Here is a 14592-nt window from a genome sequence, read left to right as displayed (position 1 = left end):
CCCCCCCCCCCGCCCCCCCCCCGGGGGGGGCGGGCGCCCCCCCCCCCCCCCCCGCCTGCCCCCCCCCCCCGGCGGGCGGGGGGGGCGGGGACCGGCCGGCGCCGCCGGCTCGCTGCTTGCTGCGGCTTAGTGCGCCGCCTCCTCTACATCGCTTTCCATCTTGCCCGCGTGTTGGTGATCGTCATGCGCGTCGACCATTTCCGGCGCCACTTCGATGCGCGTCACGCCGGAATCGACCGACACCGGATCGCTGGCCGGGAACGTCATTTCCAGGCCGCCGTCGATCAGCGTTTCCTTGGCCTGCTCTTCCGGCGTGGCCTGCTCGTGTTCGGCCAGCGTGGTGATGGCGGCCGCCCACTTGACGAATTCCAGGTTGGCCAGCTCGCGCACCGAGTGCACGTTGAAGGCCTGCGCCAGCGCCTTGGCGTCCTTGGCGCTGATGCCGCGCAAGGCGCTGACGGGGGCGTCGGCCAGCGCGCGGAAACTCAGGCCCAGATATTCCTTGTCTACGACAGTATCGATATTCATCATGATTCCTTTCAGTGAGGGGATGTCCCAATGTGGCAGGCAGGCGACAACGAGTCTGTGCGGGATCGAACACTGGCGCGGTAGCGTTCGATTGACCCGTGGTTTTTGACATTCATATATGCAATTGCTATGATCGTCGAGCACCCCCAACCATGCTTCCCAGGCAGCTATCAGGCCGCGGATTTTGTTCCGTTCAGTGTCGTGCAGAGACCCCTGTGCCTAAAATAGAAAAACCAAAAATCCTGGTAGTCAACGACGATGCGAACAGCCTGTTTGCGCTGACCAGTTTGCTTGCCCAGTGGGCTGAGCAGGAATCCTACGAAGTGCTGGCGGCCCGCTCCGGCCAGGAAGCGCTGCGCCAGGTGCTGATGCACGACTTCGCCGTGATCCTGTTGGACGTCAACATGCCCGGCATGGACGGTTTCGAAACGGCCGAGGCGATCCACCAGCGCGCCCGCTCGGCCGACATCCCCATCATCTTCATCACCGCCTTCCTGGCCGACGAGCTCGACCGGCTGAAGGCTTACCAGCGCGGCGCCGTCGATTTCCTGTTCACGCCGGTGATCCCGCAGATCCTGTACGCCAAGATCGCCGTGTTTGTCGCGCTGGCGATGAAGAACGAAGAGTTGAAGAAGCAGGCGCGCCAGCTGAGCCAGCGCACCACCGAGCTGACCGCCACCAACGTGCGCCTGACGCGCGAGATCGAGGACCGGCAGTCGGCCGAGCGGCAAAACCACGCCAAGGACGAATTCCTGGCCATGCTGGGCCACGAGCTGCGCAATCCGCTGAGCGCGATCAGCAGCGCCGCCTCGCTGATCGGCCTGCCCGGCGTCAGCGCCGAGGGCGTGATCCGCGCCAAGAAGATCATCCAGCGCCAGAGCCACCACCTGGGCCGCATCGTCGACGACCTGCTGGACCTGTCGCGCGCGATGTCCGGCAAGATCCTGCTCAACCGCACGCCGGTGGACCTGGCCGCGCTGGTGGCGACGGCGCTGGACACCTACCGCGCCACCGGCCGCAGCGCCGACTTCCAGCTGGTGCCGGACCTGGACCCGGGCTGGGTCAGCGGCGACGCCACGCGGCTCGAGCAGATCACCAGCAACCTGCTCGACAATGCGCTCAAGTACACGCCGCCGGGCGGCCGCATCGAGGTGCGCACCTGGACCGAAAACGACGACGTGGTGTTGAGCGTGCGCGACACCGGCGTCGGCATCGCGGCCGACCTGCTGCCGCACGTGTTCGACGTGTTCGTGCAGGGTTCCAGCACGCTGGACCGCTCGCAAGGCGGGCTCGGCATTGGACTGTCGCTGGTGCGGCGGCTGGCCGAACTGCACGGCGGCGCCGTGGTCGCCGAAAGCAAGGGTCCGGGCGGCGGCAGCACCTTCACGCTGCGCCTGCCGCGCATCGAGCACCAGCCGGCGCCGGCGCCGGCGCCCAGCGGCGACAGCCAGGGCGAGCTGGCCAAGCCCAGCGTGCTGCTGATCGAAGACAACGACGACGGCCGCGAAATGATGACCATGATGCTGAGCTGCTACGGCTACGAGGTGCAGGCGGCGGCCGACGGCCTGCAGGGGCTGGAGGCCGCCGGCCGCTTGCTGCCGGAACTGGCGCTGGTCGATATCGGCCTGCCCGGCATCGACGGCTACGAGGTGGCGCGCCGCCTGCGCGCCGATCCGGCCACCCGCCACATGCGGCTGATCGCGCTCACCGGCTACGGCCAGGCCGAGGATTTGCGGCGCGTCATGGAAGCCGGCTTCGACCGCCACCTGGTCAAGCCGGTGGACATCGACCAGCTGATGGAAGTGATCGGCAGCCGCATGCCGGCGCCGGTCCGCTAGCGGCCCGGCCAGTGCGCCACGTCCGGCAAAGCTCGGGTATGATCGCTCCATAAAAAGTCCGTCCACGAAGAGAAAACCATGTCCTTACCGGCACAACAAGAACAGCATCCCGACCAGCAGGACGCCCTGCGCAGCGCCGACCTGAGCGACCTGCTCGGCCATCTCCACACGTGCTGGGACAATGAACGCCGCTCGCTGTCGCGCCAGCTGCACGACAGCCTGGGCTCGTCGCTGACCGCGCTGACCATGCACCTGGGCCTGCTGATGCAGAAGATGCCGCAGGAGCCGGCGCTGCAGGACCGCGCGGCCCACATGAAGAAGCTGCTGTTGCAGATCGTCGAAACCAACCGCCAGATGCAGCTCAAGCTGTGGAACGACAAGCTGGAATTCCTCGGCGTGCGCGTGGCGCTGGGCGAGCTGGTCGCGCAGTTCGGCGAGCAGCACCAGCTGGCCGCGCGCTGCAGCCTGCCGGAGGACGAACTGCAGTGCCCGCGCAGCCACGGCATCGTGCTGCTGCACACGCTGGAAGAAGCGCTGCGCAACATCGCCGCGCACGCGCAGGCCAGCGAGGTGGACGTCATCGTCGACGACAACGAGGACGAGGTCATGCTGACGGTAAAGGATAACGGCATCGGCCTGCCCGGCCCGGTGGCGGCCGTGCTGGGCCAGGTGTCCGGCAAGTTCGGCCTGCGCATGGCGCGCGAACGCGCCGCCTACCTGGGCGGCACGCTGACCCTGGCCAGCGGCGCCGAGCGCGGCGTGACCCTGACCATGATCCTGCCGAAGCAGACTAGTGTAGCTTGACCAGCGGCGTGCTGCGCTTGATCAGGAAGCGCGCCAGCGCCAGCACACCGGTGCGCACCGTGCCCAGCACCGCGCGGTGGTGCAGCAGGTGCAGGCTGACATACATCATCCGCGCGACAAAGCCGTCGACAAACCAGCTCAATCCCTTCAGCGATCCCATCAGGCTGCCCACCGACGTGGTCTGGCCGAACGACACCAGCGAGCCGTAGTCGCGGTACACATAGGGCCGGGCCGGCGGCGGCTTGCCCGCGTGTTGCCGCATGAAGGTGTCGAACAGGTAATCGGCCTGCTGATGCGCCGCTTGCGCGCGCGGCGGCACCAGCTTGCCGTCCGGGCCGGTGCAGGCGGCGCAATCGCCCAGCGCGAAAATATGGTCGCAGCCGGCGACGGCCAGGTTGCCGCCGACCTCGACCTGGCCCGATTTCACCGTCGGCAGCCCCAGCGCCTTGAGGAAATCCGGGGCCTTGATGCCGGCAGCCCAAACCACGATCTGCGCCGGATAGACGACCTCGCCGGCGGTGACGGCGTCGGCGGCGATCGCCGTCACGCGGGTACCGGTCACCACCTTGACGGCGCGCTGCCGCAGCAACTCCAGCGCGGCCGACGACACCTTTTCCGGCAGCGGCGCCAGGATGCGCGGCGCCCCTTCGAGCAAGGTGATGCGCACGTCGCGCTCGGCCTGCAGCCGGCGGAAGCCATAGGTGGCGTACACGCCGCTGGCCTCGCGCAGTTCCGCCGCCAGCTCGACGCCGGTGGCGCCGCCGCCGATGATGACGATGTCGACGCCGGCCTCGGGCCGCGTGTCCTTCTGCAGCTCGGCCTGCGTCAGCAGCTTGAGCAAGGTGAGGCGGAAGCGCTCGGCGTCCTCGGTGGCGTTGAGTGAAATGGTATGTTCGGCCGCGCCGGGCACGCCGAAATAGTTGGAGGTGCTGCCGACCGCCAGCACCAGCGAGTCGAAGCCGACCTGCCGCTCCGGCAGCACTTCTTCGCGCCGCGCATGGTCGGCGCTGTCGCCGCTGTAGATGGCGCCGACGGTCAGCCGCCGCTGCACCGCGTCGAGCGCGAGCAGCGGTCCGTAGACAAAGGTGAAGCCATTGTCGTGCGCCAGCATCTGGTAGGACAGGCCTTCCTGGTGCACGTCCAGCGTGCCGGCCGCCACCTCGTGCAGCGACGGCTTCCAGATATGGAACAGGCGGCTGTCGACCAGGGTCACCGCTTGGGCGCCCAGCTTGCGGCCCAGCTTGCAGGCAAGCTCAAGCCCGCCTGCCCCGCCGCCCACGATCACGATTTTGCTATGCAAACGCTGCTCCTGTGGCGGCGGCCGGCGCCGCGTTGTCAGTCCTTGTTGTGGCCGTGGCCCTTGCCGTGGCCCTTGCCATTGTCGTGGTCGTCGCGGTCGTCGCGCCGATCGTCACGGCGGTCTTCACGACGCTCTTCGCGGCGTTCTTCATGGTGGCCGTCGCGATAGCCATCACGGTAGCCGTCGCCATGACGTTCGCGGTAGCGCGGCGCGTATTGGTTGTTGTACCAGCCGTCCTGGACGAAGTACACGCGCTGGCCGCAGGCGTTGTAGGCGCCGCAATGCTTGGACCAGTGCTTGATGTGGCCTGGCGGCACGCGCAGGTAGATAGGCGCGGTCTCGACATAGCGGACCGGACGCTCGACCAATATCGGCTCGCGATAGATCACTTGCGGCTGCGGAAAATCGCCGATATCGAGACGGCCGTAGAAACCGGGCTGGCCGACGTTAATGGAGACGCCCACGTTCTGGGCGAAGGCGCTGCCGGACAATACCAGCAGACTGATGGCGATGATCTTGGCTTTCATATTTGCCTCTTTTCTTATATGAATGGCTGAGCGGTGTTACTCATTCGCAATAATATCAGGCTCAGCTTTCATTATCCGTACGCCAGCGCACATAGTTGTCACCATAGTTGAGCTAGCGGCAACACCACGCCACTAAAGAAAGACCAATCCGGCGACGCGTGGTTCAATCCGTGCGCAAACCCGGCGTCCAGGGTCAGCCGCTTGCTGGGACTGTACGAGACGGCAAACAGCACCTGCGCCGTGCTGGCCGCGCCGCTGCGGCGGGTGCCGGACAGTTCGCCGGTCGCGCCCCACTGCTCGTTGACCGGCGTCGAGAACGAGGCCGACAGGCCGGTCTGCACGCGTCCGCTGCCCGGTTCGTAGCTGCCCAGGCGGGTGCCGTTCAGGTTGGCGTCCATGTGCACGCTGCCGATGTCCTGGCTGTAGATGCCGTTCAGGCTGTAGTCGGCGCGGCCGCTGCCGATGCTGTCCCTGGCGGTCGGCGCCTTGGCGCCCAGTTCCAGGCCCAGCGCGCTGTCCTCGCCGAGGATGAAGGCGCGCTTGAGCACGAACTGCGTATCGCCGATGCCGTGCGCGCGGCCGCCGTCGCCGTCGGGCGCCGACACATAGCCCTCGCCCACCAGCACCACGCCCCACTGTTCGTTGAAGCCCAGCTTGAGCGCGTACGGCAGGCTGTTGCGGCGGCCATCGTCGGATTTGCTGCTCAGCCCGCCAAGCTCCAGCTCCAGCTGGCCGGCCGCCGGCAATTGGGCCGGGCTCGACACCGACGGCCGGTAAGGCGTGACCGGCGGCCCCTCCTGCGCCAGGCAAAACAGCGGCAACAGGCACAGCGCGGCGGCGGAAACAGGCATTTTCATAGCGGTCCTTGAGAGGGAGATGGCATTCAGCGTAGCACGTCCCTTGGCGAGGAGAAAGTACCTATGCTAAGATAATAGTTCGATACCTAACGATTAGCAGGTGAATAGTATGTCTTCTATCGAAGAGCGTTTCTCGGCCGCGCTGCACGGCACCGCCCGCGCCTGGCGCCTGGCGATCGACCGCCGCCTCAAGCACCTGGGCATCAGCCAGTCCAGCTGGATGGCGATCGCCCTGACCGCCAAGGAAAAGGAGCCGCCGTCGCAGACCCGGCTGGCCGCGCGCGTCGGCGTCGAGGATCCGACCATGGTCGCCACCATCGACCGTCTGGTCAAGGCCGGTTACATGCTGCGCACGCCGTCGGCGACGGACCGCCGCGTCAAGCTGCTCAGCCTGACCGAGGAAGGCTGGCGCCTCTATGCCACCGTGAAATCCGAGGCGGAAGTCGTGCGCAATGAAATGCTCGGCAAGGCCGATCCGGAAATCCTGCGCGTCGTCACCGAGTTCCTCGAATCGATGCAGACCGACATCGAGTCCTGCGCATGAGCGACGCAGTGACCGCCGCCGGGCCGCAGCAGCAGCCGCCGATCAACCGCCGCATGATCACCATCTCGATCATGCTGGCGACCATCATCCAGGCGCTGGACGGCACCATCGCCAACGTCGCGCTGCCGCACATGCAGGGCAGCCTGTCGGCCTCGCAGGACCAGATCACCTGGGTGCTGACCTCCTTCATCGTGGCCGCCGCCATCGCCACCCCGCTGACCGGCTGGCTGTGCGACCGCTACGGCCAGAAGAACATCTTCCTGACGGCGGTGGCCGGCTTCACCGTGGCCTCGGTGCTGTGCGGGCTGTCCGGATCGCTGGCCGAAATCGTCGCCGCGCGGCTGCTGCAGGGCGTGTTCGGCGCCGCGCTGGTGCCGCTGTCGCAGGCCACGCTGCTCGACATCAACCCGCGCGAAAAGCACGGTTCGGCCATGGCCGTGTGGGGCATGGGCGTCATGATCGGTCCCATCCTCGGCCCCACCCTGGGCGGCTGGCTGACCGACAGCTACAACTGGCGCTGGGTGTTCTTTATCAACGTGCCGGTCGGCGCGATGGCGTTCTACGGCATCTGGCGCTACATCCGCCCTGTGCCGGGCGCGCGCAAGATGACTTTCGACGCCTTCGGCTTCGTCACGCTCAGCCTGGCCATCGGCGCGCTGCAGATGCTGCTGGACCGCGGCGAGCAGAACGACTGGTTCGCCGCCACCGAAACCTGGATCGAGGCGGTGGTGCTGGCGCTGAGCTTTGCGTATTTCGTCGCCCACACCGCGCTGCGGCCGGCCGGCAAATCCTTCTTCGACTACCGCCTGCTGAAGAACGCCAACTACGTCAGCGGCCTGTTGTTCATCTTCATCGTCGGCCTGGTGCTGTTCGCCACCCGCGCGCTGACGCCGTCGATGCTGCAAAGCCTGATGGGCTATCCGGCCGCCGTCGCCGGCCTGGTCACGGCGCCGAGCGGCATCGGCACCATGATCGCGATGATGGTGGTGGGCCGGCTGGTCGGCAAGTTCGACCTGCGGCTGCTGCTCGGCCTGGGCTTCGCCATCACCGCCTTCTCGCTGTGGCAGATGACGCGCTACACGCTGGTGCTGTCGCAAAGCGACATCGTCTGGCCGGGCGTGATCCAGGGCCTGGGCCTGGGGCTGGTGTTCGTGCCGCTCAGCGCCGCCACCTTCGCCACCCTGTCGCCGGAGATGCGCGCCGAAGGCACGGCGATCTACAGCCTGATACGCAATATCGGCAGCTCGATCGGCATCGCGCTGGTGCAGACGCTGCTGGTGCGCAACACGCAGACCATGCACGCCACGCTGGCCGAGAAGATCACCACCGTCAACCCGTCGCTGCTGGACAACCTCGCCACGCCGGAAGCGGCGGCCGCGCTGAACGGCGAGATCACCCGCCAGGCCTCGATGATTTCGTATGTCGACGATTTCTGGCTGATGATGATCTTGACGCTGTGCGTGATCCCGCTGTTGCTGCTGATACGCCCGCCGGCCAGACACGCCGCACCCGCCGTCGACCACGCCGCCATGGACTGATGATGAAAACGATGAAAACCCGACTCAAGAAAACCGCCCCGCTGCTGGCCATGCTGCTGGCGATGGCCGGCTGCGCCCATGTCACGCCGGACCTGCATCCGCTGGCCCAACGCGACATCGCCGGCGCCGAACTGGCGTCCGGCATCAAGCTGGCGCGCGAAGGCTGGCCGCAGGCGCAATGGTGGACCGCCTACCACGACGAGCAGTTGAACGCGCTGATCAAGCAGGCGCTGGCCAGCGGCCCGACGCTGGAAGTGGCCGCCGCGCAGATCGGCACCGCCAGCTCGGCGCTGCAACGCACGGCGGCCGACGTCGGCGTCGACATCAGCGCCTACGCCAACGCCAACCGCCAGCGCTATTCCGGCACCGGCCTGTTCCCGGCGCCGATCGGCGGCACCTGGTTCACCGCCGAAACGCTGCGCCTGGACGCGCGCTACAACTTCGACTGGTGGGGCAAGAACCACGCGCAGGTCGCCGCCGCCGTCGGCGAGCTGACGGCCGGCCGCGCCGCCTATGCCCAGGCCGAACAGGCGCTGGCCGCGGCCGTCGCGCAAAGCTACTTCCGCCTGCAGGGAGCCTGGGCGCGCCTGGCCAACACCGAACAGCTGGCGACCGCGCAAACCGCGCTGGCGCAGGACAAGGCCAAACGCATCGCGCGCGGCCTGGCCAACGCCGACGAGCAGCGCGGCGCCGAACTGGAACTGAACCTGATCCGCAAGCGGCAGGCGGAACTGCGGGCCGACATCGGCCGCGAACGCGAGGCCCTGCGCGCGCTGGTCGGCGCCGACAGCGGCGCGCTGGCCGACCTCAAGCCGCAGCCGCTGAATGCCACGCCGCACGCCCTGCCCGCCCGCCTCGGCATCGAGCTGCTGGCGCGCCGGCCCGACCTGCAGGCAGCGCGCTGGAAACTGGAGGCCTCGCTGAGCCGGATCGACGCGGCCAAGGCGGCCTTTTATCCTGACGTGAACCTGACCGGATCGATCGGCCTCGATACCGTCAAGCTGGAAAACCTGCTGCAGGCGGCCAGCCGCACGCTGTACATCGGCCCGACGCTGACGCTGCCGCTGTTCGACAGCCGGCGCCTGGATGCGCAGCTCGACAGCGCCCGCACCAGCCGCAACGAACGCATCGCCGAATACAACCAGGCGGTGATCGATGCCGTGCGCGACGTGGCGCAGGACGGCGTGCAGCTGCAAGGCATCGAACAGCAGATCGCGCAGCAGACGCAGGCCACCGGCCTGGCGCGGGCGCAGATGGCGTCGGCGCAGGCGCGGCTCGACCACGGCCTGGCCGACCGCGGCAGCGTACTCGGTGCGCAACTGGCGCTGCTGCGCCAGCGGGACGCCGACCTCTATCTGCAGCAGGTGCAGCTGCTGGCCGAAGTGGCGCTGACCAACGCGCTGGGCGGCGGCTATCACGAAGAAGCGCCGCTGGCGACGGCTTCCAAATAACAAGGATGAAACCATGAGCACCGACATCACCAAACCGAACGACAAGAAACGCAAGACCGTCCTGGCCGGCATCACGCTGCTGTTCATCGCCGCCGGCATCGCCTACGCCGCCTACTACAAGATCGTGCTGTCCAGGGAACAGCAGACCGACAACGCCTACGTCGGCGGCAACCTGGTCAACCTGTCGTCGCAGGTCACCGGCAACGTGGCCGAGATCCGCGCCGACGAAACGCAGATGGTGCAGGCCGGCGCCACGCTGATCAAGCTGGACTCGGCCGACGCCGACGTGGCCCTGAGCCAGGCCGAGGCCCGCCTCGGCGCCGCCGTGCGTCAGCAGCGCCAGCGCTACGCCGACGTCGCCCAGTACGACGCCACGGTCGCACAGCGCAAGCTGCAGCTGAAGGAAGCCGAGGACGACCTGGCGCGCCGCAAGCCGCTGGCGGCCGACCACACGGTGTCGGGCGAGGAAGTCGAGCATGCGCGGCAGGCGGTGGACAACGCCCACGCCGCGATCGCGGTGGCGGTCAAGCAGGCCGACGCCGCGAAGGCCGGCGTGGCCGGCGTGGCGGTGGCGCAGCATCCGTCCGTGCTGGCGGCCAGGGCCGACTACCAGCAGGCGTGGCTGGCGGCGCGCCGCAACACCATCGTGGCGCCGGTGTCGGGCTACGTGGCCAAGCGCAGCGTGCAGATCGGCGCAAGGGCGACGCCGGGCACCTCGCTGCTGTCGATCGTGCCGCTGGACCAGTTGTGGGTGGACGCCAACTTCAAGGAATCGGAGCTGCGCAACATCCGCGTCGGCCAGCCGGCCAGGATCGAGGCCGACATGTACGGCAGCAAAGTCGAATTCCATGGCAAGGTGGTGGGGCTGTCGGCAGGCACGGGCAGCGCGTTCTCGCTGCTGCCGGCGCAGAACGCCAGCGGCAACTGGATCAAGGTGGTGCAGCGGCTGCCGGTGCGGATCGCGCTCGACCCGCAGGAGCTGGCCGCACATCCGCTGCGCATCGGCCTGTCGACCACGGTGACGGTCGACATCAGCAAGACCGACGGCCCGGTGCTGGGTGCGCCGATGCCGCAGGCACCGGTCTACACCACGCAGGCGCTGGCCCAGCCGCTGCAGCAGGCCGCCACCGCCGCCGACGCCATCATCGCCCGCAATTAAACCCGGGGTCAGATCCGACATTTGGACACGAGCTCTACCGTTGCGGCTGCAACGGTAGAGCTCGTGTCCAAATGTCGGATCTGACCCCGGATTATTTTTGCAGCTCGGCGTCCAGCTGGCGGATCGCCGCCTGCGCCTGCGTGATGACGCGGTCGGCGATGCGCTGGCGCATGCCGGGCACGCGGCCGGCCGCTTCGGCTTCCAGCAACAACGGCGTCAGCAACTGCAGCGCCGAGTCGTGGAAGCCTTGCGCCACCATGTCCAGTTGCGTGTTGAAGCTGTGCTCGGCCGCCTGCAACTGCTTGCGCAGCTCGTCTTCGAAGGCGGCGCGCTTGTCGCGGATTTCGGTGCGCTTGCGCTTGCCGCTGTCGGTGAACCACTTGAACGCGCCCGCCAGCAGCACCGCGCCGCCGACAAACGGCGCCACCGGCGCCACCACCGGCAACACCACCGCCGCGCCGATCAGATAGGCCGCCGTGCCGGTGCCGGCCGCCACCACCGCCCCGCTCATCAAGGTGACGCTGGCCGCCGTGTCGACGCCGTTGACGATGCGCGTGCCGACCCGCAAGCGCGGCATCAGCTTGGCCAGGGTCGAATGGTGCTGCCGCTGGAATACCGACGACTGATTCAGCCGCATCGCCTGCTGGAACAGCCGCAGGTCCTCCTGCAGCAGATGCAGCGCCTGTTCCTTGCGGCGCACGATGCGGTCCAGCCGCCGCTCCATCTCCTGGCCGAACTGGTTGCGGCCCATGCTGGCCCACACATCCTCGTCCTTCCATTGGTCGGTGTTGAGCCGGTCGGTGATGGCCAGCTCGATGGCGTTGCCGGCGTCGTGCACGGCGTCGTCGATTTCCTCGACCAGCAGGCGGCGCTCGTGGGCGATGCGCTGGTCGACCAAGGTCAATCGCTGCAGCACCTGGTTCTTCAGGTCGTTGGCGGCGTTGACCAGCGTGGCCGCCGTGGCCTCGCCCACCGACAGCATGTGCGCCTGCTCCAGGTAGACTGAAATATCATGCGCGATGGCCGAGGTGGTGCTGCCGACCAGCTCGCGCAGCTGGCCATGATCGATGTCGCCGGACTGGAACTGACGCGCATGCTCGATCAGCGCCTGCTGGCCGGCATTGCGGCCGAAGTCGGCCACGGCGTCGGCCAGCGAGCGGCCGCGCACCAGCCGGCGCGCCTGCTCGCCCAGGTTGGCCAGGATGCCGCGCTCTTCGGCCGGCGGCAGCAGATGCAGATGTTCGGGCGTCAGCCGCACCGACAGCGCCTTGGCCAGCCGCTGGGCCAGCGCGCGGGCGTCGGCGCCGTGCAGCGCCAGCAGCGGGATGGTCATGCCGAGGGCGTTTTCGCGCGCGGCCTGGTCGATGCCGGCGCTGCTACGGCTGAGCGCGTTGAAGGCCCAGTCGACGTCGACGCCCGATTCGATGGCGTTCAGCACCAGCGCGGTGAAGACGGCCGAGGACTTGCCGTCGCCGGCGATGTCGGTGACTGCGGCGAACTGCGCCAGCGTCAGGCTGCCCTCCTTGCCGGCGATGGCGCCGACCGCGCGCGCGTAGGCCGAGCTGAAGCTCTGGTCCGAAGACATATGCTCGTCCAGCGAGCGGACGCTGACCGCGTGGGTTGTTGTCGGAGTACCGTGCTGACTGTTCACACCTGCTCCAGTTCATTTAATGCCATTATGGCATTCTAACTGAAGCATCGGTTCAATGAGGCATGTAGCGGATCGCGACCAGGATCAGACTGGCTTGTCCGACCGCCGAAGCAAATATCCACTTCAATATTTCCGCCTTCTGCTCCGCCAACTGCTGATTTATAAAGAGCCGAAGACGCTCCTCAAACGCAGCCAGATCGGATTTGCTGGCCGCTTGCGTCACTAGTATGCCTGCAAGCGCCATGGCGTGGGCTTCCGCCTGTCCGGTCGGCACGCCTGCGGATTCCAGGCGCTTCGCATAGCTGAGTGTATCGAGAGAAATCATAATGGCCCCCAAGCATCCCGTTATTGTCCTCCTTCCGAGAGCGCCCGCAAGTAGCGCATGCTGATCCATATCAGCCCTGCACCACCTCGGTAGACAAAATCAGCGTCTCCTTGATCTCCTCCATCACGACATAGCTTTTCGACTGCGCCGCCCCTGGCAGGCTGAGCAGCATGTCGCCCAGCAGCTTGCGGTACTCGGCCATTTCGTGGATGCGCGCCTTGATCAGGTAGTCGAAGTCGCCCGACACCAGGTGGCACTCCTGCACCTCCGGTATCCGCAGCACCTCGCGCCGGAATTGTTCGAACACCGGCCCCGATTTCTGGTTCAGCGTGATCTCGACAAACACCAGCAGCTTGGCCCCCAGCGAAGGCGGATCGATGCGCGCGTGGTAGCCGGTGATCACGCCGTCGCGCTCCATGCGCTTGACCCGCTCGATCGCCGGCGTGATCGACAAGCCGACCTGCTCGCTCAGGTCCTTCATCGAAATCCGGCCATCGGCTTGCAAGATCTGCAATATCTTCCTGTCCAGCTTGTCCAGGCTGCGGACCGATTCTTTTTGAATTCGCATGAATATCCACTGAATTTATCAAGTTATACAGTAACAAATACTAGTGAGACAAGCATACCATAGCGGAATATCTGGCAGGTTCAATAATTAGGGGAATGAGATGCGCGTTGTGATCTTGGGTAGCGGTGTTATCGGCGTCACCAGCGCCTATTATCTGGCCAAGGCCGGCCACGATGTGACCGTGCTCGACCGTCAGCCCGGTCCCGCGCTGGAAACCAGCTTCGCCAACGCCGGCCAGATCTCGCCCGGCTACGCCTCCCCCTGGGCCGCGCCCGGCATCCCGCTGAAGGCGATGAAATGGATGCTGCAGCGTCACGCGCCGCTGTCGATCACGCCCGACGGCACGCTGTTCCAGCTGGAGTGGATGTGGCAGATGCTGCAAAACTGCACCGCCGAACGTTACGCCACTAATAAAGAGCGCATGGTGCGCCTGGCCGAATACAGCCGCGACTGCTTCAAGGTGCTGCGCGCCAGCACCGGCATCGAATACGAAGGCCGCCAGCAAGGCACGACCCAGCTGTTCCGCACGCAAAAGCAGCTGGACGACGCCGCCAAGGATATCCAGGTGCTGGAAGAAACCGGCGTGCCGTATCAGCTGCTGAGCCGCGAACAACTGCTTGCCGCCGAACCGGGCCTGGACCAGAACAAACTGGTCGGCGGCCTGCGCCTGCCCAACGATGAAACCGGCGACTGCCAGCTGTTCACCACCCGCCTGACCGCGATGGCCGAGGAACTGGGCGTCAAGTTCCGCTACGGCGTCGATATCACCGGCCTGGCCACGGCCGGCGAGGAAATCAAGGGCGTGCAGTGCGGCGCCGAACTGGTGACCGCCGATTCCTACGTGGTGGCGCTGGGCGCCTATTCGACCACGCTGTTGAAGGACCTGGTCAAGATTCCCGTCTATCCGCTCAAGGGCTACTCGATCACCGTCCCCATCGTCAACGCGGGCGCCGCGCCGGTGTCGACCATCCTCGACGAGACCTACAAGATCGCCGTGACCCGCTTCGACGACCGCATCCGCGTCGGCGGCATGGCCGAAATCGCCGGCTTCGACAAGCGCCTCAATCCGCGCCGCCGCGAAACGCTGGAGATGGTGGTCAACGACCTGTTCCCCGGCGCCGGCGACACCGCGCAAGCCAGCTTCTGGACCGGCCTGCGTCCGATGACGCCGGACGGCACGCCTATCGTCGGCCGCACCGGCCTGCGCAACCTGTTCATCAACACCGGCCACGGCACCCTGGGCTGGACCATGTCCTGCGGTTCGGCGCAGCTGCTGTCGGACCTGATCTCGGCGCGCCGCCCGGCGATCCTGGCCGACGACCTGTCGGTGAGCCGCTACAACACCGGCGGCGCCCAGCGCCGTCCGCAGCTGGCAAACGCCTGACGACAGTCCAAGCTTAACCCCGGTCGCGGGGGGGGGGGGGGGGGGCGGGCCCCCCGGGGGCGACGAGGACCCCCCCCCCACGGGCCCCGCCCCCGAGGGAAAAGGGCCCCCCCCCCCC

At 67.1% G+C, this 14592-nt stretch carries 14 protein-coding genes; 7 read left to right on the top strand and 7 right to left on the bottom strand.

Annotated elements, in window-relative coordinates; all coding sequences use genetic code 11:
* Positions 1 to 126: 126 nt before the first annotated feature.
* On the bottom strand, positions 127 to 528 hold the full coding sequence (locus tag ACCD07_RS31495) for a hypothetical protein (RefSeq protein WP_176656014.1): 402 nt from the start codon (positions 526 to 528) through the stop codon (positions 127 to 129).
* Positions 529 to 743: 215 nt separating this feature from the next.
* Here ACCD07_RS31495 and ACCD07_RS31490 point away from each other — a divergent pair, with 215 nt between their 5' ends.
* Both ACCD07_RS31490 and ACCD07_RS31485 read left to right on the top strand, forming a co-directional pair.
* A complete protein-coding gene (locus ACCD07_RS31490) occupies positions 744 to 2366 on the top strand; it encodes a response regulator (protein WP_413449608.1) in 1623 nt (540 codons plus the stop codon).
* 78 nt (positions 2367 to 2444) lie between these two features.
* Complete coding sequence (locus ACCD07_RS31485; protein WP_176655989.1) at positions 2445 to 3170, top strand: sensor histidine kinase; 726 nt, start codon at positions 2445 to 2447, stop codon at positions 3168 to 3170.
* Here ACCD07_RS31485 and ACCD07_RS31480 read toward each other — a convergent pair.
* From ACCD07_RS31480 to ACCD07_RS31470, 3 genes are all read right to left on the bottom strand, one after another.
* Positions 3157 to 4470 (bottom strand): NAD(P)/FAD-dependent oxidoreductase, encoded by a 1314-nt coding sequence (locus tag ACCD07_RS31480; protein WP_353404922.1) that lies wholly within the window; start codon positions 4468 to 4470, stop codon positions 3157 to 3159. The genes ACCD07_RS31485 and ACCD07_RS31480 overlap by 14 nt on opposite strands.
* Positions 4471 to 4505: 35 nt before the next feature.
* Positions 4506 to 4997, bottom strand: a complete 492-nt coding sequence (locus ACCD07_RS31475; RefSeq protein WP_353404921.1) for a hypothetical protein — start codon at positions 4995 to 4997, stop codon at positions 4506 to 4508.
* Positions 4998 to 5095: 98 nt separating this feature from the next.
* On the bottom strand, positions 5096 to 5854 hold the full coding sequence (locus ACCD07_RS31470) for a transporter (protein WP_413449607.1): 759 nt from the start codon (positions 5852 to 5854) through the stop codon (positions 5096 to 5098).
* A gap of 109 nt (positions 5855 to 5963) precedes the next feature.
* Between ACCD07_RS31470 and ACCD07_RS31465 the strand changes: the two genes are divergently transcribed.
* From ACCD07_RS31465 to ACCD07_RS31450, 4 genes are read left to right on the top strand one after another with little or no spacing between them, the layout of a single operon-like run.
* Positions 5964 to 6398 (top strand): MarR family winged helix-turn-helix transcriptional regulator, encoded by a 435-nt coding sequence (locus ACCD07_RS31465; RefSeq protein WP_413449606.1) that lies wholly within the window; start codon positions 5964 to 5966, stop codon positions 6396 to 6398.
* Positions 6395 to 7936 carry an MDR family MFS transporter gene (locus ACCD07_RS31460; RefSeq protein ID WP_413449605.1) on the top strand — a complete coding sequence of 514 codons (1542 nt, stop codon included), beginning with the start codon at positions 6395 to 6397 and terminating at the stop codon, positions 7934 to 7936. Before ACCD07_RS31465 ends, ACCD07_RS31460 begins: the two co-directional genes overlap by 4 nt.
* A gap of 11 nt (positions 7937 to 7947) precedes the next feature.
* Positions 7948 to 9387, top strand: coding sequence for an efflux transporter outer membrane subunit (locus ACCD07_RS31455; RefSeq protein ID WP_413449604.1), 1440 nt, complete (start codon positions 7948 to 7950; stop codon positions 9385 to 9387).
* Between the two features lie 13 nt (positions 9388 to 9400).
* Positions 9401 to 10546: an efflux RND transporter periplasmic adaptor subunit gene (locus ACCD07_RS31450; protein ID WP_413449603.1), complete on the top strand. Its 1146-nt coding sequence runs from the start codon at positions 9401 to 9403 to the stop codon at positions 10544 to 10546.
* Between the two features lie 91 nt (positions 10547 to 10637).
* On the opposite strand, the gene ACCD07_RS31445 is transcribed toward ACCD07_RS31450, so the two are convergent.
* The 3 genes from ACCD07_RS31445 to ACCD07_RS31435 all read right to left on the bottom strand — a co-directional run bounded on the left by ACCD07_RS31445 (position 10638) and on the right by ACCD07_RS31435 (position 13090).
* On the bottom strand, positions 10638 to 12197 hold the full coding sequence (locus ACCD07_RS31445) for a hypothetical protein (protein ID WP_176654042.1): 1560 nt from the start codon (positions 12195 to 12197) through the stop codon (positions 10638 to 10640).
* Positions 12198 to 12249: 52 nt separating this feature from the next.
* Entirely contained in the window at positions 12250 to 12522 is a 273-nt protein-coding gene (locus ACCD07_RS31440; protein ID WP_176654041.1) for a DUF1640 domain-containing protein, read from the bottom strand.
* A gap of 70 nt (positions 12523 to 12592) precedes the next feature.
* Positions 12593 to 13090 (bottom strand): Lrp/AsnC ligand binding domain-containing protein, encoded by a 498-nt coding sequence (locus tag ACCD07_RS31435; RefSeq protein ID WP_176654040.1) that lies wholly within the window; start codon positions 13088 to 13090, stop codon positions 12593 to 12595.
* A 100-nt stretch (positions 13091 to 13190) separates the two neighbouring features.
* On the opposite strand from ACCD07_RS31435, the gene ACCD07_RS31430 reads away from it, so the two are divergent.
* Positions 13191 to 14474, top strand: a complete 1284-nt coding sequence (locus ACCD07_RS31430; RefSeq protein ID WP_176654039.1) for a D-amino acid dehydrogenase — start codon at positions 13191 to 13193, stop codon at positions 14472 to 14474.
* The last annotated feature ends 118 nt before the right edge of the window (positions 14475 to 14592 follow it).

The organism is Duganella sp. Dugasp56 (genome assembly GCF_047304105.1).
In the GTDB taxonomy this organism is placed as follows: Bacteria; Pseudomonadota; Gammaproteobacteria; order Burkholderiales; family Burkholderiaceae_D; genus Rugamonas; species Rugamonas hordei.
The sequence above is the reverse complement of the archived record's forward strand: the minus strand, read 5'-3'. Positions and strand labels throughout refer to the sequence as shown.